The sequence below is a fragment of the Marinobacter xiaoshiensis genome, assembly GCF_031631795.1.
In the GTDB taxonomy this organism is placed as follows: domain Bacteria; phylum Pseudomonadota; class Gammaproteobacteria; order Pseudomonadales; family Oleiphilaceae; genus Marinobacter; species Marinobacter xiaoshiensis.
Genome location: NZ_JAVMBO010000017.1, coordinates 1 through 20,598, shown reverse-complemented (window position 1 = coordinate 20,598; position 20,598 = coordinate 1). Strand labels below are relative to the sequence as shown.

The window sequence follows — 20,598 nt, the reverse complement described above, 5'->3', positions numbered from 1 at the left end:
ATGATCGGAGACCTGTTACCCAACTGGATAGACAACAACAATGGAACGCTACCTCCAGCCCACAGAGTATTTCGATTACAACCAGCCCGAACTGAAGGCCTGGATTGCCACCCAATTGGAAGGCGTACCTGACGACAAGGTAGAGCAAGCGAAAGCCCTGTATCTCGCCGTTCGGGACAGCGTAAGCTACAACCCTTACGTTTTTCGCCCGGAGCCCGAAACCTTCAGTGCCAGCCATGCTTTGAAAACAGCTGAAAGCTACTGCATTCCCAAAGCAGTATTGCTCGGCGCCGCTACGCGATCCGTTGGTATACCAAGCCGCCTGGGCCTTGCCGATGTGCGTAATCACCTATCAAGCCCAAAACTCATTGAATGGCTGCGCTCGGATATTTTCCGCATGCACGGATTTATCGAGCTGTACCTCAACGGCAAATGGATAAAAGCCACCCCGGCTTTCGATAAACGCCTGTGCGAGCTGATGAAGGTTGAGCCTCTGGAATTTGATGGTGTTAACGACTCGATTTTCCAGGAATACACCGAAGCCGGCGAAGCCCACATGGAATACGTGAACGATCATGGCGTTTTCGACGATGTTCCCCACGAATTCATTCTGTCTGGAATAAAAGCCGCTTACGGACACCTGTTTCCGGATGGTAAAGCGCCAGATGCCATCGAAGGCAGCCTGGTGCAGGATATTTCAGGGAACTGAAATGCAAAACGGCACTCGCCTATCAAAGCGAATGCCGTTTACAGAGCTTGTCAGACTATAGCCGGGGCATAGACCCCGGCTATAGCTTCCCTCTTATTCCACAGAGTTGCGGATCAGGAAATCAAAAGCACTCAGTGCTGCTTTTGAGCCTTCGCCCATGGATATCACAATCTGCTTGTAGGGCACTGTGGTGGCATCACCTGCCGCAAACACACCCGGAATCGAGGTTTCATTGCGGTCGTTAATGATGATCTCGCCGTGCTGGCTCAGCTCAATGTCGCCTTTCAGCCACTCAGTGTTTGGCACCAAGCCAATCTGAACGAACACACCTTCAAGTGCTACATGGTGATTTTCACCTGTCTTGCGGTCTGTGTAGTTCAAGCCGCTTACCCTGCCATTCTCACCAACCACTTCAGTAGTCTGGCCAGAGGTAATGATGTCCACGTTCTTCAGGCTGCGCAGCTTCTTCTGCAACACTTCGTCTGCGCGCATTTCATCGCCAAACTCGATCAGTGTTACATGGCCAACCAGGCCAGCCAGGTCGATAGCGGCTTCCACGCCTGAGTTACCACCACCAATCACTGCAACGTGCTTGCCCTTGAACAGGGGGCCATCACAGTGCGGGCAGTAGGCCACACCCTTGTTGCGGTATTCGTCTTCACCGGGAACACCCAGCTGACGCCAGCGCGCACCGGTAGACAGCACAACGGTGCGAGCCTTGAGCGATGCACCATTGGCCAGACGAACCTCATGGGGCTCACCACGCTTGGCTGCCGGAATCAGCTTCTCCGCCACCTGCATGTTCATGATATCCACGTCGTACTCTTTAACGTGCTGCTCCATAGCCGCAACCAGCTTCGGGCCTTCGGTGTAAGGCACAGAAATCAGGTTTTCGATGCTCATGGTGTCTGCCACCTGGCCACCAAAGCGCTCCGCCGCGATGCCAGTGGAGATACCCTTACGAGCGGCGTAAATAGCAGCGGCTGAACCAGCGGGGCCACCACCAATCACCAGTACTTCAAAGGTGTCTTTCTCGTTGATCTTCTCAGCTTCACGCTCGTCCGATTTGGTATCCAGCTTTGCGACAATCTCTTCCAGGGTCATACGCCCCTGGCCCCATGGCTTACCGTTCAGGTAAACGCTGGGTACCGACATAACCTCACGCTTTTCCACTTCGTCCTGAAAAAGGGCGCCGTCAATAGACGTGTGGCGAATATTCGGGTTGAGAACGCTCATCAGGTTCAGAGCCTGAACCACATCAGGACAGTTCTGGCACGACAGCGAGAAGTAGGTTTCAAACTCAAACTCGCCATCCAGCTGCTGAACCTGCTCAATCACATCCTGAGAAGCCTTGGATGGGTGGCCACCGACCTGTAACAAAGCCAGAACCAGCGAGGTAAACTCATGGCCCATGGGAATGCCCGCAAACCGGACACCCATTTCGGTGCCCACGCGATTGATGGCAAAGGACGGACGACGTACGTCATTCGACTCGTCCGTGCGCAGGCTGATCTTCTCGGACATAGTCTCTATTTCTTCCAGAAGTTCCCGTAACTCCTGTGATTTGGCACCATCATCGTATGCTGCTACCAGCTCAATCGGCTGCTGCAGTTTTTCCAGGTAGGCTTGCAGTTGCTGCTTGATATTTGCATCCAACATATAGGAATTCTCCTTTTGAAATCTTTCAACTGATACTTCGGATTTAGAGTTCGAAGTACGCTTTGTTTGGGGTATGACATAACGATACGGCCTGGCAACAAAATGCTCAAATCAATTGACCCAAACTGATTGATAGCAGAATACTATTGACTGATTATCTTGAAACGCACTCAAAAACGCCTGATAGCGTTTCTGCCAAGGCCAATGGACAAATAGCGCATACCCATACGCGCCAGACCCCGGTACCATGCTCCAAGACGTTGTGGCGTTACCCATTGCACTCAGGACCAAGAGCACATGTTTCCAGACCGCTTTTATACAATTCAGGACGGACGCGTACACATCTCCGCATCTCAGGCCAGCCAGTTTGCCAAAGAGGTGGCCGAAGATTTCAACCCGATCCACGATCCCGATGCGCGCCGGTTCTGCGTTCCCGGAGATCTGCTTTTTGCCGTAGTGGTGTCGCGTTTCGGCCTGTCCCGATCCATGACCTTTCACTTCCGTGCCCTGCTTGGTGACGGTGTGCCCCTGGAATTCCGGGAAATCGGTGATGAAACCATCGAAGTGTGTGACCAGAATGGCAAGGTCTATATGGAAGTCACCCGCAGCGGCGAAACAACCAGGGATGAGCAGGTTATTGAGGAGTTTATCCGCTGCTACGTGGCAGCCTCCGGTAAAAACTTTCCTCACACGCTCAAACCACTGATGGAATCGAAGGGTGTGATGTTCAACCCGGATCGCCCCATGGTGATGTACGAAAGCATGAGCCTTGCTCTGGATAGCCTGGATGCATCATCACCCGAACTGGAACTGCATAACGCTGATTTGGAAGACAGCGGAAAACGCGGGAATGTCACCCTTGAGTACCGGCTGAACTCCGATGGCAAACCAGTAGGTGAAGTATCCAAGCGCCTTGTTTTAGGGGGCCTTCGCCCCTATTGCCCAGATGCCATGGCGGGTGTCATTGAGGAATTCTATCGACTGAAAGCCCGCGGCTCCCAGTACGGCGTTGATACGGTAGAAAGCTAAAGCTAATTCATACGCCGCAGATACAGAAAACCCCGGGAGACCCGGGGTTTTCTATCAGTTACAGGCCCTGACAGACCCTGAACTGTTCGCGTCCCGGTTAAAGGGCTGCTTAGATCTTACCAACCAGATCCAAAGAAGGAGACAGTGTAGCTTCGCCTTCCTTCCACTTGGCCGGGCATACTTCGCCTGGGTGGTTGCGTACATACTGAGCTGCCTTCACTTTACGCATCAGATCGCCCGCATCGCGGCCAATACCTTCTGCAGTGATTTCCATCGCCTGAATGATTCCATCCGGGTCGATCAGGAAGGTAGCGCGATCTGCAAGGCCCTGACCTTCACGCATTACACCAAAGTTGTTGGTGATTGTGCCGGTCTGGTCGCCAACCATGAAGTAGTTGATCTTGCCGATGGTCTCAGAGCTGTCGTGCCATGCTTTGTGGGTGAAGTGCGTATCGGTAGACACAGAGAATACTTCAACGCCCATCTTCTGCAGCTCTTCGTAGTGATCTGCAACGTCGCCCAGTTCAGTCGGGCAAACGAATGTGAAGTCGGCTGGGTAGAAGAAGAAGATCGCCCACTTGCCTTTCACGTCTGCTTCAGAAATTTCTACAAACTCGCCCTGTTTGAAGGCGGTTGCGTTAAACGGTTTGATTTCGCTGTTAATCACGCCCATGGATAACTCTCCTGTTGGTTCGTTTGCGTGTTGATTTATTTACACTACTAATATTAATCAATACGCCAACTTAAGTGAAATTGATTAAATTCAACCCGACGATAGCATTTAACTATAATCCCGAACTACCTGGTCCTTACCAAGGGCCAACTACATAGCCAAGCTGTTCAGGAAGCCAGAGCGCGATGCCAGGAATCAGCATGACCAGCAACAGGCTTACGCTCATAGCGGCTATAAACACTAACGCCCACCCAATGGTATGTTCCAGGCGAATATTAGCAATACGTGTTGTAACCATCAGGTTAACCGCTACCGGCGGCGTAAACTGGCCAATGGCGATGTTCATGGCCAGCAGAATGCCAAACCATACCGGGTTCCAGCCAAAGTGATTCATCAAAGGCAGTACGATGGGGATAAGAATCAGATAGATCGATATGGCATCCAGCAACATACCGGCAATTAACACCAGCACCATGACCAGCCCCAGCAATACCCAGCCATTATCAGAGAGCGACAAAAGTGCATCGGCCAGATGCTGGAAGGTACCCAGCGTTGTCCCTGCCCAGGCGAAAATACCCGCCAGCGCTATGATCAGCATAACCACACCGGATGTCACCGCAGCATCAGTCATCAGATCAAACAGGTTACGGAAGCTCAGGTTCCGGTAAACAAGGGTGCCTACAATTACGCCATAGGTTACCGCTACCACAGCGGCTTCAGTGGGCGTGAACAAGCCGGAGCGCAAGCCGCCCAGAATAATAACAGGGGCAAACAGTGCCGGCAGCGCCGCTTTGAAGCTGGGCCAGAAAGGCGGGCGCTCAGATTCTTCGGGGTTTTCCCAACCGAATTTTCGGGCAAGGTAGAGGGCAGGCACCAGCAGAGACAAGCCCGCCAGAATGCCGGGAAACAACCCGGCGGCAAACAGGGCACGCAGGTCCACGCCCGGTACCACAATGGAGTACAGAATCAGGGCTATGGATGGTGGAATCAGTATCGCCGTAGACGACGAGGCAGCAATAAGTGCGGCCGAAAACGGTTGTGGATAACCCGCTTTGCGCATACTGGGCAACATAACCATGGCCACCGCCGCCGCATCTGCAGGCCCGGAGCCGCTCATACCCCCCATAATCAGGCACACCAGCACCGCCACAACCGTAAGGCTGCCATGCCGGGGTCCTATTATGGCCTGGGCAAAGCGCACCAGGCTGGCAGCCACACCCGCACGCTCGAAAATAAGACCGGTAAGAATAAACAGGGGGATCGCGATCAGCGGGTACTTTGCCACGCTGTTGTAGGTATTGGTGCCGAAGGTGGCAAGCATATCCGGAGACAAGCCAGATACTATGCCCACCAATCCGCCCAAACCCAGAGCTATAGCAACCGGGACACCCAGAAGCAGTGCCAGCAGAAAGCTGCCGATCATCAAAATATCAGGACTCATGAATCACCTCCGGGTCTTTTTTTCCGCGAAGACGATCAATGAGGTTTTGGGTCATGCGAATAATGATTGCAGCCGATAACACAGGCAACCAGATAACATAAATCCAGTTTGGTAGGCCCAATCCCGGCGACAAGGACTCCCAGTCGTATTCCTGCATCGCAAAAATACTTCCGTACCAGGTGGTAACGCCCATAACGGCAACACCCGCAAGCCATTGCAGAACAAAAAGCCCTTTTAACGCGGCAGGCGGCAAATAGTGCTCCACCAATTCAATGCGAATGTGCTGATTGTTGCGAGCCGCAACCGCAGCTCCACCGAAGGTGAGCAAAACCAGCAGAAACACCGAAAACTCCTCGGTGAACGCAAAGGAGGCATCTGTGGTGTAACGGACAACCACATTCCCAAGACTGATCAGGCAAATGGTAATCAGGGCAACGGATGCCAACCAGGCTTCCGGTCGGAACTTCGGGGGTCGGGACGGCATGAATACTCCGGTTCCGGTATCAGCACTCGCCACGCACAGGCGAGCGCTGAAACCACAGGCTATTACTGTTTACGGTTGGCTACGGCCGCTTGAGCCTGTTTTACCAGGTCTTCACCAATGCGCGGTGTCCACTTTTTATAAACAGACAGTGTGGCGTTCACAAATGCATCGTGCTGTTCCCGGGTCAGCTCGGTAACCGTCACTCCGCGATCCTTGATGGCTTGCAGTGTATCCGCCAGCTCAGCGCGGGATTTTTCAATTTCCCACTGACCTGCGTCCACCGCCGCCTGCTTCAGCAGCGCCTGGTCTTCTGCACTGAACTGGGCCCACACACGGTTGCTAACAGCAAACACCAGCGGGTCGGCCATGTAGTGCCACAGCGTAAGGTGCTCCTGCCCTACCTGATCAATTCGCGCCACATCAAACACGGAGAGTGGGTTTTCCTGGCCGTCTACAGCACCCGTGGTCAGTGCCGGCTTGGCGTCTGCCCAGCTCATTTGGGTAGGGTTGGCACCCAGGGCTGTAAAGGTATCCTGAAACAGCGGCGAGCCTACAACCCGAATTTTCAGGCCTTCCAGATCGGAGGGTTCACTAATGGCAAGCTTTGAGTTGGACAGCTCCCGGAAACCATTCTCACCCCAGGCCAAAGGCGTTACACCACGCTTTTCAATGGCTTTGAATACCGCTTTGCCCGCCTCACCCTGAGTAATGGCATCGATGGCGGCGTTGTCCGGCATGAGGAACGGAAGAGAGAAGAGGTTCAATTCGGGCACCTGAGGCGACCAGTTGATGGTTGAACCCACGGCCATATCAATCAGCCCGGAACGCATCGCTGAAAACTCTTTGGTCTGGTCACCAGACACCAACTGGGAGTTGCTGTAAATCTTCATGTTGATGCGCCCTTCCGAGCGCTCTTTTACCAGCTCAACCCATTTATCGGCAGCCTGCCCCCAAGGAAACGCCGACGGCAAAACCGTAGAGACCGTGTACTCATCTTTGTATTGAGCGTTCGCCGCAGAGCTGAGCAACAAAGTCGCTGCAGCAACAGCCATCAAAGAGCCAAATTTCAACATTTTGTATTCCTTTTTTTATTTGCAAGGGAGAGCTCAAGGTGAGATGCCGATCACATCACAGTAGCGAGGATTATAAGAGGGGGTGTTATCGCGACGCAAAACAAAAGCGTTCTATTACAACTCTGTTGCTTTTGCTCGCGCGCCGCTGCAGCAGTCTACACTTAGTGGAATCTAAAACTGACAACTCTCTCAATGGACACTATGGCACGCGACGAACAGAGTAAGTTCAGCCCGGGTAATGCCGACATCAACGAAATACCTGCGAAGGCACTGATTGAGGCCGTAAACATTCGCAGCATATCGCTGGTTGTGCTCACCAGCATCGCCTCACTCTTTTTTATTAGCTGGGCCCAGGCCGTGCTGCTGCCACTGACGGTGGCTGTGCTGATCAGTTACGCCCTGGACACCCTAGTTTCAGCTCTCGACCGTCTCAGAATTCCCAGGCCACTCAGTGCCGCTATCATTCTGGTTTCACTATTGAGCGTTATCGCGGCTGCAAGCATTCCCCTGCAACGTGAAGCCATGGCCATACTGGATAAAGTCCCCGTGGCCATTAGTGACTTTCAACGTAACGAGGCCCGGTCTCCAAAGCAAGAGGAGGGCCTCATTGACAAGGCCCAGGCGGCAGCGAAGAAAATTGAAGAGTCTGCTGCACAGGGGCAAAGCGACGACCACCCGGCACATCAGGGCATCACACCCGTGCGGGTGGTGGATCAACCCATGGATGTTGAAGAGTACGTTCTGCGGAACTCACCTGCTGCACTGGTCATGGTTTCCCAGTTTTTCTCCGTACTGTTACTGGTGTATTTCATTCTGGCGGTGGGTCCCCTGTACAAGCGCAAGATCGTCAAAATCTCCGGGCCTTCGTTTGGACGAATGCGCAAGGCCGCGCGAATCATGAATGATTTTCACCACCAGGTACGACGTTTTCTCTTCGTGATGCTGCTTGGCGCGCTGTTTGTGGGCGTACTGACCTGGCTGGCTTTCGTAGCCCTGGGGGTAGAACAGGCCATGCTCTGGGGCGTGGTTGCGGGTGTTGCCAGTGCCGTGCCCTACCTGGGGCCTTTTCTGGTATTTGTGGGCACCGGTATTGCCGCCTTTATCCAGTTTGGCGAGGTTAATACTGCCATCATTGTGGCGGCTATTTCTTTGGCCATCACCAGCATTCAGGGGTACTTGTTAACACCCTGGTTAACCAGCCAGGTTTCGAGCCTCAACCCGGTAGTGATTTTCATCGGGCTTCTGTTCTGGGGTTGGCTTTGGGGCCCTGTAGGGCTGATCATCGCCACCCCCATATTAATGATCATAAAATCCCTGTGTGATCACGTGGTAAACCTGCGCCCGGTGGGAGAGTTGCTGGGTAAGTAAAGCGCCGGGTATTAGCCGGAATTAACGAGTACAGCCATTCCGATAACCAGGTAAATGACGATAAAACCATAAAACAGAAAGGGGTTTTCGTTTCGGTGGTAGTAATTGGTTTTAAAACCTCTGGTTCCGGCTGGCACCTTACCAGTAAGCAGCCCGAATACAGCCATACCAATTGCGAGCAAACCAGCTATTTTCAGGAAAACCGGTGACATTCTCGCACCCTCTGTAATCCGTTCAGAAACAAGCCGGACAGCGCACCGGCTTTACCGAACGGTTTTCAGTGCCAGGGCGATCATTACATACGCCCAGCCGTGGAAGATCATTTCAATGGCAATCAGCAGGCCGATCACCCAGAGCGCGGACATGGGCCACTGAAAGAAAATCATGCCGCCCAGGACCAGCGAGACAACGCCAGCGAATACCATCCAACCCCAGCGCAGACCAGTGCCCTTCAAGTGGTAGCCCATTACAATCCGCAAAAGACCGGTCGCAACAAAAACGCCACCCAGTAACGCCGTGAGCACCAGGGAGCCAGCCACTGGCTCGGTTATCATACTAACGCCGGCAACTATGTAGAGCAGCGCTATCAGAACGTGCATCAGAATACTTTTCCAGCCCCGGCATTTAAACGCCTCAATAATCTGGAAAACACCACCAATCGCCAGCAGCACACCAAAAAAGAGCACTGTTGCAACCGTTACGGCAACACTCATTCCCAGAGCAACGGTTCCCAGCACTATAAATAAAATACCCAGCGCCAGGAGCCACCCCCAGTGCTTGCTCAAATCTCCGACAACACCCTGCACAACCATGAGTTGGCTTTTGGTGTAAACACTACCGCCTGATTGCGACATATTCTTCTCCAGCCTGTTTATTGACACTGCAAACCCGGAACAAAGCTAATACATCTATTATCATGCTAAGCTAACAGCATATTCAAACCTTTGTCACTCGCATACAGACATGGGGCTCACGTTGTTATCTGGTCACTACTCAATAAACTTTACTCACGCCCTCGGGGCGGGATTTAAAGCGCTTGTGCAACCACAGGTACTGATCAGGCAGTTTGCGAATAGTGTCTTCAATATATCGGTTCCAGACTTCCGTATCCTTGCGGCTATCGACCCCAAAACCCTCCTGTATTGGCGAGAACACCACGCGGTAGCTTCCATCAGGCATCCGAAGGTGGCTTACGCAAATAACCGAGGCACCGGAAACCTTGGCAATATAGCTCGGGGATGTAATGCACCCGGTTTCCACTCCAAAAAAGGGCACATACAGCTCGGTTTTGTTGCCGAAATCCTGGTCACAGGCAAACCAGACTTCGCCTCCCTTCTTCAGGAACGTCACCATTGGCCGCAACTCGCGCTTTGTAAACGGGCGAATACCGAAATGACGACGACGGCCCTTTTCGATCATACGGTCAATAACCGGATTATTATTAGGCCGGTATACATAACCCGGGTTGTTCAAGTGGCAGGAAACAAGCGGTAACGCGAAATCAAAAATGCTGTAGTGACCACCGATCAGTAGCACGCCTTTGCCCTTTTCCTGGGCTTCCCTGAGATGCTCCAATCCCTGCACCTCAGTTTTTCCATAACAGGGAGACATATCCCGCCACCATGCATGAGTGCTTTCCAGAAAGCCGCGGGTGCATGCTACAAAATTATCTTCCACCAGCTGTTTGCGGTCGGTCTCATCCAGTTCAGGAAAACAGACCTCGAGATTCCGGTTAGCGACCCGAGCCCGGGATTTAAGTTTGCGGCTCAGAAACCGACCCAGGCGCGCGCCAAAGCGTTGCTTGGATGCCATGGGCAACAAAGACAGCAGGTACAGCACGAATACGATCGCCCACGAGGGCCAAAATCGTGGATGCCAAAGGGCGGAACTCTTTTTCTTGGTCATTCGGGCCATACTTCCTTGCCTGCATATTCGGCCGATGAGCCTGACACAGTTCGCCCATACAACATAGGTGAGACTACGAATTAATTGGTTTCTCCACTATTTACTCATAACAACTCCTTTCCGTTGTTCAGCATAGAGGCCATACTGATATCGCTGCATAGCAGCTTGCATTGAACTTCAGTGCATCGATTATTGAGGTATATGTCATGAGTAAAGGACAAGACAAGAAAAAGGACACCAAGAAGAAACCGCTTTTAACTGCAAAGGAAAAGAAAGCGGCCAAAAAATCCAAGAAAAATGAAACAAATGTTCTAGGGAATTAACCCAGCAGGCTTGGGGTCAACCCCAGTGTGTTTACCTTCAAGCCGCCAACCTTTTTACTGGTAAGGTTACTGTGCTTTCGCCGCTGAATAATGTTGTCTTGATAGGAATGCCCGGCTCGGGCAAAAGCACCCTGGGCGTTCTTTTGGCCAAGGCTGCCGCATTGGGGTTTGTGGATACGGATCTTTTGATCCAATCACAGACTGGCAGTACGTTACAGGCCATTGTTGATGGCGAAGGCTACCAGGCCTTGCGCCGCATCGAAGAGCAGGTGTTGTGCAGCCTGGATGTGACTGGCCAGGTAATAGCAACCGGCGGCAGCGCCGTATACAGCGACCGCGCAATGCGGCACCTCAAGCAAAACAGTATTGTTGTATTCCTCGATATTTCTCTCACTGCGGTGCGTCAACGCATCGGCGACTTCAGCCTGAGAGGTATTTCAAAGCGCCCGGACCAATCCCTGGAAGACTTGTTTGCCGAGCGGTACGAGCTATATACCCGCTACGCAGATGTGATTATTCAAGGCGAGCATAAAAGCCAGAACCAGGTTTTGGAAGAATTACTCAAGGTCACTGCTGAGATTCAGCGCGACTTACCCGCCCTTCATAAACAACCGCATTCTTAAACTTCATAGCGTACTTACGACTTGAGACCGCTGGAAGCCAGCGCGTAATCAATCCCCGCACACACCGCTGCAACCTGCGCGGCATTGCATTGCTCAGGGGTCACGCTGGCGCTGTCGGGATAGACTTCGGTGGTGGTTTTGTAGGGAGCACTAGTAATACTGGCGCACAATCCCAGCTGTGTAAGCGGATACTGAATAACACCCCGGGCAACCACTGGTGAACCGAAGATCTCGCCTTTGGCATCAGCCGGAGCAATATGGGTAACCTGCTCCACCGCCTTGATCAGCGCTTGCTGGAATTCTGACTGAGGGTTCTCGCTGTCATCCACCAGATAGAAGCCATCGGGAATCTCACCCGGCTCGAATGGTTTGCCATCCCGGGCTGCCAACGCAGGGCGAAACTCGCTTTCGTCGGTATCGGTCGTCTCGTGCAGATCCATGTGCAGTACCACACGGTCGCGGATAGGCTCTATCAGCTGCATAAGTGCTGCCGACTCCCCTGCTGCGCTGTTTTGATGGAAGGAGCGGTTCGGGTCGATGGCATCTGCGTTCCAGCGATGAATGCGCTCGTAAGCCCAGGGGCTAACACAAGGGGCGACCAGCAAGTTGATGCGGCCCGCGTAATCTTCTCCGTGTTGATCCACAAACTGCAGCGCGCCATGCACACCGCTGGTCTCATAGCCATGCACCCCGCCGGTAATCAGGACAACTGGCAAACCGTCACTCCAGTCGCGGCTTCGGATCGCCATCAGGGGGTAACTCTCAGAGCCATAGTCCAGTCGACCATACTCTTCCACATCGAAGCGAGAGCGCAGGCCTTCGATCGCACTCAGCACCTCGGCTTCATAGCTGCGTTGATGGCTCTGCCGGGACAACCACTCGGCGCGTTCTTGTTCGCCCCAGGGCGTGCCGGGGGTTCCGATGGGATAGGATTCAGGGGCTGTGTTCATCTTACGCTTATCCTCCTTTGGGGTGTCGCTTGGAAATATCACCAACTCATCGCCTTCCTGCCAGGGCTGAAACTTGACCATGGCCTGCAGGAATACCGGGTGCTCCAGCCAGCCTTTCAGCCATTGCTGCAGATTCGGATAAGGCAGACTGTAAAAAACGTCCCGGTCTACATGGGCGAACTGGCGTACAAAGGGCATGATGCCAACATCTGCGATGCTGATGCCATCCCCAAGCAGATAGCTATTTTGGGCCAATAACTTCTCTAACGCCTGCAAAAACACCTCGCCCTGCTGCCGGTATTCCAGCTGGCTCAATTCCGGGTGGCGATCGGCGTATTTATAGCGGTCTAACCAATGTTTGAATTCGTTGTCGTTGCGATCGATCAGGGCGTTAGCACTCTCCAAATCGGTGCTTAGCAAGCACTGCGGATCATTCTGCTGCAGTGCCCACTCGAGTATTTCCCGACTCTCCTCGATAACCGGCCGGGCAGAGCTGCCATCTGCTGCCAGCTCCAGAACGGGAACCGTACCTTTAGGGCTGATAGCCAGCATCTGCGCCGGCTTGTTTTTTAGCACTATCTCGCGCAGCTCCACCTTCATCTCGGCAAACAGGATTCCGAGGCGGGCACGCATGGCGTAAGGGCAACGTCGGAAGGAGTACAAGCGGTGCAATAAAACGGTGATAGTGTGCCTCCAGGCTGAATGGACCAGGGCACACATTATAGAGGAATTCGCAGCGATCAAGGATTTGGCTGGCCAAGTGGCTCAGCCGCAAGGTGCTTGGGCCATAATTTCCTGCCCGCGTGCCTGCATCAGTGTTTCAAGGTGTCCCCGCAACCACACAATGCCCGGGTCACGGTCGTGGCGGTTGTGCCAGATGAGGTAAAGGCTGGTCGGGTCCACTGGAAATGGCAGCTCGCCCAGCCACAGGCCGTCCAGAAAGCCGCAATCCTGAGTAATCAGCTGTGGCACGGCCGCAATCAGGTCAGACTCCCTGAGCAACTGAGGCACAATGGAAAAGTGGTTTACCGTGGCCGCTATACGCCGGCCAAGCCCCTTCTGATCAAGATAGCTATCAACAAAACCGTGAGCATCGCCCGACATGCTCACCAACAAATGCCGTGCGCTGGTGAACTCCTCCAGAGTGATCGGCCGACCCGCCAACGGATGATCATCCCGCATCGCCAGAGCATAACCACTCTCTAACAGCCAGGTGCTACGCAGGCTGTGGTCATGATGACTGAGCATGCCTATGGCCAGATCAACATGGGCCTCACGTAAATCCTGGTGGGTGCGCTCCATAGTGTAGGGTACCGCATGCAGATCAACCCCCGGCGCCTCCTGCTCTAACATCTGAATCAACTGTCGCCAGATCATTTCTGTAATCACATCGGTGACGGCTATGCGAAAAGTACGCTTTGAGCTGGCCGGATCAAACTGGGTGGCGCTAACCGCGTTAGTGAGCGTGTACATAGGCTCACTCACCTGGTCCCAAAGGCTAAGCGCATAAGAAGTTGGCTCTATGTTGCGGCCTTTGCGAACAAACAGTGGGTCGTTCCAGATCTGGCGCATTCTGGATACCGCGTTAGACACCGCAGGCTGGGTCATGGCCAGCCGTTCTGCCGCCCGGGTGATCGAACGCTCAGTCATTATGGCATCAAAAATGTACAGCAGTTGCAGCTCTTGCGTTCGCATTCTGGCTTCCCGGCAATCCGTATCCGGTAAGTCTGGCCTGCGCGTGGCTTCACCGCAATCACTTACGGGCATTGATTTCTGCATTACAAACGCTTGCTGAACACCAGGCCACCCCAGGCCAGGGTACGGTCGCCGGTACCCTGTTTGATTTCCGAGCTTTGCACGCGCAACACGTAACTCAGTTCGGTGCCTGCCACAAAACTGTGGGTGTATCCCGCCCAGACTTCCGCCAGCAGCACATTGAGGTCGCTGGCGCTCAGCTCATGCTCTGAGTCCCGGAACTGCCCTTGCAAAAAAGCGTTATAGGCACGGGCTTTGACCGATAGGCCTCCCCAGAAGTAATTTTCCCGCCCGCCGTGAGCCGCCACCCCCGGTGCACGCTCGCCATACGCCATCAGCTCCGGGTTGAATCGATTATCCGGCGACGAGATCAGGCCACTTCGGAACACCAGCGCGGCACCAAACTCCGTTAAGTAACCCACCGAGCCGAAATAGGTCACCTTGAGCTGACGGTCTGGCACGCTCGCATCCAGGTACTGATGGTAAGCGGCAGAATAACGGAAGGTAGGCTCACCGCCGTTTGAAATCTGATGCTCCCAACCGTTCGCCCGGTCGCTGCCTACTACTTTGTGAACCGCGTTCTGAGCGGACTTGAACACATCCAATCCGAGCATTCCCACCGTAAGCGAGGTTGTCCAGCCTGTGTTGCCGGCAGCCGCCCGATAGCTCTGGCTGGAAGACAAATACACAAGGCTGCTGTATGGACGGTCGTTCCTATCAACCGCTGACGCCTTGATTTCCTCTGGCGTAAAACCATAGGCACCAAACTCCAGGGACTGACTCTCTGGCTTTTCAACCTGTGCATCACTATGAGGAAGCACGAGCTTATCCAGGCTCTGGCTCACCCGAGCTGCCGGGTTGTTGAGAAAGTCCCGGGAATTTGACGAGTAGGTGACCGCCAGCCCGGCGGTGTAGTCCCGGTCGGTTTGGGTCGGAGCAAAAAGATCGTTATCGGAAGACACCGCCAACAAAGAGTCAGCAGATTGTGCCGGAGCTGAGAACGAAAAAGCGGCGGCAGCCAAAAGAGGTGTGATGTGTTGAAAGCGCATAGCCAACTCCGAGAAGTGATGAATCGGAACCAAGTTGGCTTGTATTTTTATGAAACTGCAGGAACAGGACTAATCAAAGCATCGTATTCAGTACATCACCCATAGTTATATATAAGCATTAATTCGTATAATAAAGCTCATTATCTGCCACTAAAAAACCCGTTAATTCAGCCAACACATCATTCTGAGTGATGTAGCCTATACCGTCTGCCAATTATTCAAGCTTGCTCCAGAGCCGCATACTTCGCTGCATCTGATCCCGGAACACCCGGAGATTCAGCGAACTGTTCAAACCTACTTACTCTGGAGATACAGACATGCGTAAATTTGCACTTATTACACTCGCCTCCCTGTTTGCCGTGGCCGCTCTGCCCGCAAATGCCAGCCTGGCTGACCGTAAATCAGACCAGACCGACATGGAGGAGGCCAAGCCTTCACCTTACAGCGGCCAGATAGTCATTCGCGGTGAAGTACAGAAAGAAAAGCTTGGCTGATTGTTCTGAATGTTGGTGGCGAGGCGCATGGTTATGCTTTTATCGGCCTTGCCGATGGGGGTTTGGCTTAAACAGCTTAAACCATGCGATTAAGCCAGCAACAGTCCCAAGGCCAAGGAATATAAAGAAATCTGCAACGCTGAATTGGCCAACGTTATACATCAGCCCCAAGACGACGAGAAAAAATGTCCCAATGCTGCCGGTAAGCCTTAAGTTCATGTTTAAACCCTTTCATGGAATTTTTTAGAGCGCAAGGCTGACGAGAGAGTGCAAAATGATGCTGAATGGTCTTGTTATGCATCTCGTATTGATAATACTAACTTTTCCATACTATCAAGAGTATTTGAAAACGAGCTTTCTATATCAGAAAGCGCCACCCTGATCATGGAGAGGGATTCAATACATTTTTGTTTGTCTAAATTACGGTTAGCCTCGGCCAGCTCACGCAATAGAGCATCAATAGACTTCACTGTTCCGTCAATATTGGTACTCCATTTATTAATATCGATAGATTCCAGGATCTCTGAAAAGTCTTCTTCCAGTGCTTCACTATCTGCTTCGGTTGGGCCTTCAAACCTTCCTGCAGCTAAGCGGAGTTCGGTTAATAGATCTTTGTATATAGTTAAATCCATCCGCTTTCTCTTGTAACTTTTTTAGCTTTCTTGCCTATTCCTTAGCTTCTTTCGTGTGATGGTAGGTCAAGCTGGCAGCCCCTCGAACGCTGGCACCTCCCCTAACGCCTCATCCCAAACAGCTTTGCTGGATGAAAAAATATGCGCTGTCGGCGCCATAGAGATTTCACTGTCCAAGCACCCTGCGGGAACAACAAGCAAGCCAGGGGTCTGGGTGCTGGGCAATGCTGAGCCACACAACTTACAAAAGCTTTTGTTATGACGAGTGCCTGGAAGCGTATACGAGGTCACAGCATCTGCACCTGTCCGCCAGACCAATTTAGCTGACTGCGAGAATAGATTTGCTGCATGAGCCGAACCCGTATCTTTTTGGCAATGCTTGCAATGGCACAGGTAAAAGCAATCGAAGCCCCCTGTTACCTCAAAGCTAGCGGTGCCGCACAGACAAGAACCGAAATGATGAGTCATCTGAATCCCTTCTATGGCCAGTGGAGAAATACACACAACGCCGAGCGCACCGGTGACTTTGACGCAGCGAAGCGGAGGCTAAGGCATCTGAGTGTCGCGCTTGGTTAAATTGCTATCGTTCACCTTCCAAGCCATGCCATACCCGAAGAATAATGATGGCGCTGGTATGAACCGAATATCGAACGACGTACTTGCCGAAAACCATATCTCGGACAGAGTCAGGTACCGGAGCCATTTCAACTGGTGTGCCGATTTTGGAGAAACCTGGTAGCAACTCGATCCTACCAACCAGTTCAGTGGCTATCCTGGCAGCTGCTGACGGATTGTGGATGGCGATAAATTCCCTGAGGCGCTTCAAATCTTCAATGGCTTCGTCCGTATAAACCAGTTTCACTTACCCGACCTCGGTGCATCCTGCTCGTTTTCAGTTCCCCAACTATTGAGCCAGCTATGAACTTCGCTGGCATCAACCACCTTACCTTGGGCTGCAGATTCCATTGCCTCCAGCGTTTGCTTCCAACGCTCTTGTTCAAGCTGTTGCTTTGCTATGTACTCCGACAATGCCTGATTGATCACCCAACCTTTGCTCCGGTGGAGCCTACTGGCGATCGCATCAAGATTTTTCTCAACTTCTGCCTGAAGGCGAACTGTAGTGACGCTCATGGCTGGACCCTCAAATTTGATGACTACAATGTATTACATCATAGTCGACAAAGGTGCGCCAAAAAGATTTAACGCCTGCAGCATGCGCGCCCATGGAATGGAGCCGAAGGCGCAATGTAATGGGCGTCGCCGTGCCTGCATTGTATGGATAATTTCTGCCGTGTATGGGTAAAGTTGAGACCCACCCCCAGCTGCAACTGGGGGCCTTCGTGCAGTAGCTCGATGCCTGTAAGGTTCCTCTTTCGAGAGACCGGTAACCAGTGCGTAGCGCTGCATGACTCTAAAGCGATAACTCGAACAGTCATCGGGGCCTCGAGCCCGTATAGCAAGGCAGAGTCAGCTTATTATGAACACTTCAAAAATCCAAATACCCGTCAATATCGGTGTCGACGTTGGCAAGGCCAATCTTGATATCGCCCTTCATCCCTCCGGAGAGTTTTATTCGATCCCCAACAGCGAGGCGCATATCCGGCGATTCGTGAAAATCCTCAAAGGCTACTCCATAGAACGCATCGTGGTCGAAGCCACAGGGCGTTATGAGCATGCCCTGGTTCAAGCCTGTGATCAGGCTGGCCTTCCGACTATTGTCGTCAATCCCACCAGTGTCAGGCGGTACGCTCAAGCCATCGGTGTGCTTGCCAAAACCGATCGGATTGATGCACAGGTCATCGCCAAATATGCGGCTACGCTAAAGCCCGAATTCAAACCGATTCCGGATAAAACATCTCAGAAAATTAAAGACTTATTAACAAGGAGAGGCCAACTCCTGGAAATGTCTACCATGGAGAAAAATCGCCTTCAAATCCTTCCAAAAACACTTCATCGTTCCATCAAAAGTCTGCTCAAAATGCTTCAGAGTCAGATTGAAACTATCACCAAGCAGATCGAGCAGGAGGTGGCCAAGGTTGATCACTGGCGTATCAAATCGGAAATTCTGACCAGTGTTCCAGGCGTTGGTAAAGTCCTCACCTACACCTTGCTCAGCGAACTGCCAGAACTCGGCTCACTTAACCGAAAAGAGATTGCGGCTCTGGTTGGTGTGGCTCCCATCAATCGAGACAGCGGCAAACTCAATGGCAAGCGAAGAATACGAGGAGGGCGTCACAGGATTCGCACAGTAATGTTCATGGCCATGCTTTCATCCATCCAGTGCAATCCGGTTTTTAAACGCTTCTACGAGCATCTGAAAGCCCAAGGGAAGGTCCCCAAGGTCGCTCTGATTGCCTGCATGCGAAAGATGATTGTGGTGCTCAATACCATGGTTAAAAATCAGGAACCGTGGCGTCAAAATATGGCTTAATATATGGGATTGACACCACAGTCACTGGTTAAGCGCATTCCACCTACTTCTTCCACTTGTACCAATCTCTTGCAGCCGCCAGAGCTCTGAGGGCGCACGACCGACAAACCCAATATTGATCAGTAGACTTATAAGCTGGGCTCTTGCCACAGTAGCTACACCGTTCCGAAACTGAACCGTCGCTTGTCTCGGTTTCGCTGACTAAATGCTCAAGACAGTTTTCACACGCATAACCCTCAAGACCAGAAGCCGTTGGTCCGCCACAATTCACGAACCTCAACCCGCATTCTCGATTGCATGCGCCTTCAAACGTGAGCCGATCTCGTTTCATATTCAACGCTTAACGCTTTTGTTTAGCGGCGACTACGGAGCGCAGCGTAGTAGGCGTCCGGTGTAGGGCCTTCGGCCCGGAACGTACTACAACTACTGGTTATGACTGTAGCCCGAAGACGATAAGAAATTTAATCCCAAGGCTGGCCGCGATGCCCAAGATAATGATGGTGTAAAACGCGAGCGAATTACCGTGGTATCGGTCAATGAGCCAGAAAAAAATGAATCCAGTTAACAGGTCGTAAACGAGGGTGATGCCGAGACTCATGCCTACCAGAGCCGAGAACCCATCTATGACAGCGAGCACCAAACCGACGACCAGAAAGGAACCTGCGTAAATTGCTGCTGTCTGCCCCGGACGAGCGGTGTTCATTACATGGCGAATGCAGTAGATCAGTATTGCTAATTTCAGAACTAAACCCAACTTACCTCTCCTTAGTAGTCATAACGCTTAGGTAACCGGCGCCGGAGCGCAGCGGAGGGAACCAAAAGCGGCACGCTTTTGGCGTCCGGTTGACCGTCTGGTTACACCTTGCGACTTACTCAGTGCAGTTGGCTAAAAACTTCCGGATGTTGTTCTGCGATGCGCAACAGTGCAACTGCTGGGCCTTGTGGTTCTCTACGCCCTTGCTCCCAATCCTGTAGAGTGCGCACACTGACCCCCATGAGACCCGCAAAGGCAGACTGAGACATTTTTAGTTTCAGCCGAATAACCTGCGGCGCTGAGGGCTCAGACAACTCTTGAGTTCGCAGCGCCAGATTGCCCTTTTTGAACTGTTTGATTTCATCAAGCCCAGCAAGGATTTCCGCACCAAGATTTCTATCACTCATTTTTGATGGCCTCCGCTATCTGCTTGAGCATGTGCCCAGGAATCGAGGCACGCTCAGATTTATTGTACAACGTCAGCATCCATACTTCGTGGTCAGACTTCTTCCAATAATAAATTGCTCGAATGCCGCCACTCTTGCCTGATCCGACTGGCGCCCAGCGAACCTTCCGAACACCACCAGACCCTTTGATGAGATCGCCTGCATCAGGCTTCTGCAAAAGGTATGTTTGGAGCCCACGATATTCTTCGTCCGTGAGGTAGCTCGGCAACAACTTGGTGAATGTTGAGGTTTCAATGAATAGCATAGCCAAAATATACGGCAATGCCGTACAAATCTCAAGATTAGGTTAGCGAGGTGTAACGCTTTTGTTTAGCGGCGCCCTGACAAGGGCGTCCGGTGTAGGGCCGTAGGCCCGGAACGTACTACAACTACTGGTTATACATAAGGTTACCAGCCCCACCAGCGCCAAACTTTGGCAACAGCGTGCCAGACCCCCCCGAGAATAGATGGAAAAAATTGCGGAAGCAGCAACGCCAACACAGCAAAGACAATGATGCTGGTGACCAGGTAACTACTGCTGAGAAAACCATCCCAATAGACGGCCAGTTCTAAATTTACCCAGAACCACACGAACGCTGCAGTTGGGATCGAGAAGAACAGTGATGCGAAAAGGCTAATCAACCTTGATTCAATTGGGCCACCTTGGCCACGATTCCCTGCCATGATCGATTACTTCCTTGTGTATAACGCCTGCAGCATGCGCGCCCATGGAATGGAGCCGAAGGCGCAATGTAATGGGCGTCGCCGTGCCTGCATTGGTTAAGCGCATTCCACCTACT

25 protein-coding genes and 2 pseudogenes are annotated in these 20,598 nt (G+C 52.4%); 7 read left to right on the top strand and 20 right to left on the bottom strand.

What is annotated here, in order from left to right; all coding sequences use genetic code 11:
- Nucleotides 1-40 precede the first annotated feature (40 nt).
- Nucleotides 41-709 (top strand): transglutaminase-like domain-containing protein, encoded by a 669-nt coding sequence (locus RKA07_RS11975; RefSeq protein WP_200202441.1) that lies wholly within the window; start codon nucleotides 41-43, stop codon nucleotides 707-709.
- A 93-nt stretch (nucleotides 710-802) separates the two neighbouring features.
- Here RKA07_RS11975 and ahpF read toward each other — a convergent pair whose 3' ends face one another.
- The gene (gene ahpF / locus RKA07_RS11970; protein WP_310966405.1) at nucleotides 803-2,368 is read right to left on the bottom strand and encodes an alkyl hydroperoxide reductase subunit F; all 1,566 of its coding nucleotides are present in this window, start codon (nucleotides 2,366-2,368) and stop codon (nucleotides 803-805) included.
- 297 nt (nucleotides 2,369-2,665) lie between these two features.
- On the opposite strand from ahpF, the gene RKA07_RS11965 reads away from it, so the two are divergent.
- Entirely contained in the window at nucleotides 2,666-3,397 is a 732-nt protein-coding gene (locus RKA07_RS11965; protein WP_200369910.1) for a DUF3581 domain-containing protein, read from the top strand.
- Between the two features lie 109 nt (nucleotides 3,398-3,506).
- Here RKA07_RS11965 and ahpC read toward each other — a convergent pair whose 3' ends face one another.
- From ahpC to RKA07_RS11945, 4 genes are all read right to left on the bottom strand, one after another.
- Entirely contained in the window at nucleotides 3,507-4,070 is a 564-nt protein-coding gene (ahpC, locus tag RKA07_RS11960) for an alkyl hydroperoxide reductase subunit C (RefSeq protein WP_310966404.1), read from the bottom strand.
- 136 nt (nucleotides 4,071-4,206) lie between these two features.
- The gene (locus RKA07_RS11955; protein ID WP_200369912.1) at nucleotides 4,207-5,511 is read right to left on the bottom strand and encodes a TRAP transporter large permease; all 1,305 of its coding nucleotides are present in this window, start codon (nucleotides 5,509-5,511) and stop codon (nucleotides 4,207-4,209) included.
- The gene (locus RKA07_RS11950; RefSeq protein WP_200369913.1) at nucleotides 5,501-5,995 is read right to left on the bottom strand and encodes a TRAP transporter small permease; all 495 of its coding nucleotides are present in this window, start codon (nucleotides 5,993-5,995) and stop codon (nucleotides 5,501-5,503) included. Before RKA07_RS11950 ends, RKA07_RS11955 begins: the two co-directional genes overlap by 11 nt.
- 62 nt (nucleotides 5,996-6,057) lie before the next feature.
- Nucleotides 6,058-7,068, bottom strand: a complete 1,011-nt coding sequence (locus RKA07_RS11945; RefSeq protein WP_200202447.1) for a DctP family TRAP transporter solute-binding subunit — start codon at nucleotides 7,066-7,068, stop codon at nucleotides 6,058-6,060.
- Nucleotides 7,069-7,269: 201 nt separating this feature from the next.
- Here RKA07_RS11945 and RKA07_RS11940 point away from each other — a divergent pair, with 201 nt between their 5' ends.
- On the top strand, nucleotides 7,270-8,436 hold the full coding sequence (locus tag RKA07_RS11940) for an AI-2E family transporter (protein ID WP_310966403.1): 1,167 nt from the start codon (nucleotides 7,270-7,272) through the stop codon (nucleotides 8,434-8,436).
- Nucleotides 8,437-8,447: 11 nt separating this feature from the next.
- Here RKA07_RS11940 and RKA07_RS11935 read toward each other — a convergent pair whose 3' ends face one another.
- From RKA07_RS11935 to RKA07_RS11925, 3 genes are all read right to left on the bottom strand, one after another.
- Nucleotides 8,448-8,648 carry a hypothetical protein gene (locus tag RKA07_RS11935; RefSeq protein ID WP_200202448.1) on the bottom strand — a complete coding sequence of 67 codons (201 nt, stop codon included), beginning with the start codon at nucleotides 8,646-8,648 and terminating at the stop codon, nucleotides 8,448-8,450.
- 51 nt (nucleotides 8,649-8,699) lie between these two features.
- On the bottom strand, nucleotides 8,700-9,290 hold the full coding sequence (locus RKA07_RS11930; protein WP_200202449.1) for an HdeD family acid-resistance protein: 591 nt from the start codon (nucleotides 9,288-9,290) through the stop codon (nucleotides 8,700-8,702).
- 139 nt (nucleotides 9,291-9,429) lie between these two features.
- On the bottom strand, nucleotides 9,430-10,341 hold the full coding sequence (locus RKA07_RS11925; protein ID WP_227714739.1) for a lysophospholipid acyltransferase family protein: 912 nt from the start codon (nucleotides 10,339-10,341) through the stop codon (nucleotides 9,430-9,432).
- A gap of 430 nt (nucleotides 10,342-10,771) precedes the next feature.
- Between RKA07_RS11925 and RKA07_RS11920 the strand changes: the two genes are divergently transcribed.
- Nucleotides 10,772-11,287 (top strand): shikimate kinase, encoded by a 516-nt coding sequence (locus tag RKA07_RS11920; RefSeq protein WP_200202451.1) that lies wholly within the window; start codon nucleotides 10,772-10,774, stop codon nucleotides 11,285-11,287.
- Between the two features lie 14 nt (nucleotides 11,288-11,301).
- Here RKA07_RS11920 and RKA07_RS17995 read toward each other — a convergent pair.
- The 4 genes and pseudogenes from RKA07_RS17995 to RKA07_RS11905 form a co-directional block, all read right to left on the bottom strand.
- Nucleotides 11,302-11,988, bottom strand: a pseudogene (locus tag RKA07_RS17995) (M14 family metallopeptidase); the annotation flags it as partial.
- A gap of 321 nt (nucleotides 11,989-12,309) precedes the next feature.
- Nucleotides 12,310-12,957 (bottom strand): annotated as a pseudogene (locus RKA07_RS11915) (glutathione S-transferase); the annotation flags it as partial.
- A gap of 45 nt (nucleotides 12,958-13,002) precedes the next feature.
- A complete protein-coding gene (locus RKA07_RS11910) occupies nucleotides 13,003-13,932 on the bottom strand; it encodes a LysR family transcriptional regulator (RefSeq protein ID WP_310966740.1) in 930 nt (309 codons plus the stop codon).
- An 83-nt stretch (nucleotides 13,933-14,015) separates the two neighbouring features.
- Nucleotides 14,016-15,041, bottom strand: coding sequence for a lipid A deacylase LpxR family protein (locus RKA07_RS11905; RefSeq protein ID WP_200369917.1), 1,026 nt, complete (start codon nucleotides 15,039-15,041; stop codon nucleotides 14,016-14,018).
- A gap of 317 nt (nucleotides 15,042-15,358) precedes the next feature.
- On the opposite strand from RKA07_RS11905, the gene RKA07_RS11900 reads away from it, so the two are divergent.
- Nucleotides 15,359-15,535: a hypothetical protein gene (locus RKA07_RS11900; protein ID WP_200202453.1), complete on the top strand. Its 177-nt coding sequence runs from the start codon at nucleotides 15,359-15,361 to the stop codon at nucleotides 15,533-15,535.
- A gap of 293 nt (nucleotides 15,536-15,828) precedes the next feature.
- On the opposite strand, the gene RKA07_RS11895 is transcribed toward RKA07_RS11900, so the two are convergent.
- Nucleotides 15,829-16,167, bottom strand: coding sequence for a hypothetical protein (locus RKA07_RS11895; protein ID WP_200369918.1), 339 nt, complete (start codon nucleotides 16,165-16,167; stop codon nucleotides 15,829-15,831).
- 66 nt (nucleotides 16,168-16,233) lie between these two features.
- Nucleotides 16,234-16,560, bottom strand: coding sequence for a GFA family protein (locus RKA07_RS11890; RefSeq protein WP_310966739.1), 327 nt, complete (start codon nucleotides 16,558-16,560; stop codon nucleotides 16,234-16,236).
- Here RKA07_RS11890 and RKA07_RS11885 point away from each other — a divergent pair.
- Nucleotides 16,516-16,743, top strand: coding sequence for a hypothetical protein (locus RKA07_RS11885; RefSeq protein WP_227714787.1), 228 nt, complete (start codon nucleotides 16,516-16,518; stop codon nucleotides 16,741-16,743). The genes RKA07_RS11890 and RKA07_RS11885 overlap by 45 nt on opposite strands.
- Before the next feature lie 4 nt (nucleotides 16,744-16,747).
- Here RKA07_RS11885 and RKA07_RS11880 read toward each other — a convergent pair whose 3' ends face one another.
- Together RKA07_RS11880 and RKA07_RS11875 are read right to left on the bottom strand one after the other, a co-directional pair.
- Nucleotides 16,748-17,029: a type II toxin-antitoxin system RelE/ParE family toxin gene (locus RKA07_RS11880; protein WP_200202456.1), complete on the bottom strand. Its 282-nt coding sequence runs from the start codon at nucleotides 17,027-17,029 to the stop codon at nucleotides 16,748-16,750.
- The gene (locus tag RKA07_RS11875) at nucleotides 17,026-17,298 is read right to left on the bottom strand and encodes a CopG family ribbon-helix-helix protein (protein ID WP_200369919.1); all 273 of its coding nucleotides are present in this window, start codon (nucleotides 17,296-17,298) and stop codon (nucleotides 17,026-17,028) included. Before RKA07_RS11875 ends, RKA07_RS11880 begins: the two co-directional genes overlap by 4 nt.
- Before the next feature lie 346 nt (nucleotides 17,299-17,644).
- Between RKA07_RS11875 and RKA07_RS11870 the strand changes: the two genes are divergently transcribed.
- Nucleotides 17,645-18,598 carry an IS110 family RNA-guided transposase gene (locus RKA07_RS11870; protein ID WP_310966402.1) on the top strand — a complete coding sequence of 318 codons (954 nt, stop codon included), beginning with the start codon at nucleotides 17,645-17,647 and terminating at the stop codon, nucleotides 18,596-18,598.
- 430 nt (nucleotides 18,599-19,028) lie between these two features.
- Here RKA07_RS11870 and RKA07_RS11865 read toward each other — a convergent pair whose 3' ends face one another.
- The 4 genes from RKA07_RS11865 to RKA07_RS11850 form a co-directional block, all read right to left on the bottom strand.
- Nucleotides 19,029-19,352 (bottom strand): hypothetical protein, encoded by a 324-nt coding sequence (locus tag RKA07_RS11865; protein ID WP_310966401.1) that lies wholly within the window; start codon nucleotides 19,350-19,352, stop codon nucleotides 19,029-19,031.
- Nucleotides 19,353-19,471: 119 nt separating this feature from the next.
- Entirely contained in the window at nucleotides 19,472-19,759 is a 288-nt protein-coding gene (locus RKA07_RS11860) for a helix-turn-helix domain-containing protein (protein WP_200205372.1), read from the bottom strand.
- A complete protein-coding gene (locus RKA07_RS11855) occupies nucleotides 19,752-20,069 on the bottom strand; it encodes a hypothetical protein (protein ID WP_435404619.1) in 318 nt (105 codons plus the stop codon). The genes RKA07_RS11860 and RKA07_RS11855 overlap by 8 nt, the downstream gene beginning before the upstream one ends.
- Before the next feature lie 137 nt (nucleotides 20,070-20,206).
- Complete coding sequence (locus RKA07_RS11850; protein ID WP_310966400.1) at nucleotides 20,207-20,482, bottom strand: hypothetical protein; 276 nt, start codon at nucleotides 20,480-20,482, stop codon at nucleotides 20,207-20,209.
- Nucleotides 20,483-20,598: the final 116 nt, after the last annotated feature.

Bases quoted from the DNA above. Each gene is read 5' to 3' on its own strand.
- RKA07_RS11975 (WP_200202441.1), top strand. From the start codon at position 41: ATGGAACGCTACCTCCAGCCCACAGAGTATTTCGATTACAACCAGCCC.
- ahpF (WP_310966405.1), bottom strand. From the start codon at position 2,368: ATGTTGGATGCAAATATCAAGCAGCAACTGCAAGCCTACCTGGAAAAA.
- RKA07_RS11965 (WP_200369910.1), top strand. From the start codon at position 2,666: ATGTTTCCAGACCGCTTTTATACAATTCAGGACGGACGCGTACACATC.
- ahpC (WP_310966404.1), bottom strand. From the start codon at position 4,070: ATGGGCGTGATTAACAGCGAAATCAAACCGTTTAACGCAACCGCCTTC.
- RKA07_RS11955 (WP_200369912.1), bottom strand. From the start codon at position 5,511: ATGAGTCCTGATATTTTGATGATCGGCAGCTTTCTGCTGGCACTGCTT.
- RKA07_RS11950 (WP_200369913.1), bottom strand. From the start codon at position 5,995: ATGCCGTCCCGACCCCCGAAGTTCCGACCGGAAGCCTGGTTGGCATCC.
- RKA07_RS11945 (WP_200202447.1), bottom strand. From the start codon at position 7,068: ATGTTGAAATTTGGCTCTTTGATGGCTGTTGCTGCAGCGACTTTGTTG.
- RKA07_RS11940 (WP_310966403.1), top strand. From the start codon at position 7,270: ATGGCACGCGACGAACAGAGTAAGTTCAGCCCGGGTAATGCCGACATC.
- RKA07_RS11935 (WP_200202448.1), bottom strand. From the start codon at position 8,648: ATGTCACCGGTTTTCCTGAAAATAGCTGGTTTGCTCGCAATTGGTATG.
- RKA07_RS11930 (WP_200202449.1), bottom strand. From the start codon at position 9,290: ATGTCGCAATCAGGCGGTAGTGTTTACACCAAAAGCCAACTCATGGTT.
- RKA07_RS11925 (WP_227714739.1), bottom strand. From the start codon at position 10,341: ATGACCAAGAAAAAGAGTTCCGCCCTTTGGCATCCACGATTTTGGCCC.
- RKA07_RS11920 (WP_200202451.1), top strand. From the start codon at position 10,772: ATGCCCGGCTCGGGCAAAAGCACCCTGGGCGTTCTTTTGGCCAAGGCT.
- RKA07_RS11910 (WP_310966740.1), bottom strand. From the start codon at position 13,932: ATGCGAACGCAAGAGCTGCAACTGCTGTACATTTTTGATGCCATAATG.
- RKA07_RS11905 (WP_200369917.1), bottom strand. From the start codon at position 15,041: ATGCGCTTTCAACACATCACACCTCTTTTGGCTGCCGCCGCTTTTTCG.
- RKA07_RS11900 (WP_200202453.1), top strand. From the start codon at position 15,359: ATGCGTAAATTTGCACTTATTACACTCGCCTCCCTGTTTGCCGTGGCC.
- RKA07_RS11895 (WP_200369918.1), bottom strand. From the start codon at position 16,167: ATGGATTTAACTATATACAAAGATCTATTAACCGAACTCCGCTTAGCT.
- RKA07_RS11885 (WP_227714787.1), top strand. From the start codon at position 16,516: ATGAGCCGAACCCGTATCTTTTTGGCAATGCTTGCAATGGCACAGGTA.
- RKA07_RS11875 (WP_200369919.1), bottom strand. From the start codon at position 17,298: ATGAGCGTCACTACAGTTCGCCTTCAGGCAGAAGTTGAGAAAAATCTT.
- RKA07_RS11870 (WP_310966402.1), top strand. From the start codon at position 17,645: ATGAACACTTCAAAAATCCAAATACCCGTCAATATCGGTGTCGACGTT.
- RKA07_RS11860 (WP_200205372.1), bottom strand. From the start codon at position 19,759: ATGAGTGATAGAAATCTTGGTGCGGAAATCCTTGCTGGGCTTGATGAA.
- RKA07_RS11850 (WP_310966400.1), bottom strand. From the start codon at position 20,482: ATGGCAGGGAATCGTGGCCAAGGTGGCCCAATTGAATCAAGGTTGATT.